Annotated in this window: 1 protein-coding gene; it reads left to right on the top strand. The window is 62.5% G+C overall.

All coding sequences use genetic code 11. The annotated features are described in order from the left end of the window. A partial coding sequence (locus tag SB717_RS39150; protein WP_410908679.1) for an alpha-L-arabinofuranosidase C-terminal domain-containing protein occupies window positions 1-153 on the top strand: 153 nt, incomplete at its 5' end. Window positions 154-240 lie beyond the last annotated feature (87 nt).

Below are 240 nucleotides of genomic sequence, written 5' to 3'. Positions count from 1 at the left end.
CACACCCTCGCCGACGAGGACATCCATGCGAAGAACACGCTCGAGGATCCGGAACGCGTCGCAACCCGCGTAAATGATTCGGCGCGTCTCGAGAATGGTTCCCTCACGGTCACGCTTCCGCCCGTATCCTGGACTGCAATCGCGCTCTCGTAACGAAAGACGGCAATGACGCAAGAACGTAACTGGGCTGAGAACCTGGCCTACTCGGCGGAGCACGTCGCCCGCCCCCGCACGACCGAC

The organism is Priestia sp. SIMBA_032 (assembly GCF_046535215.1).
GTDB lineage: Bacteria > Bacillota > Bacilli > Bacillales > Bacillaceae_H > Priestia > Priestia aryabhattai.
Note: the sequence above shows the minus strand (reverse complement) of the source record. Positions and strands in the feature narration are given on the sequence as shown.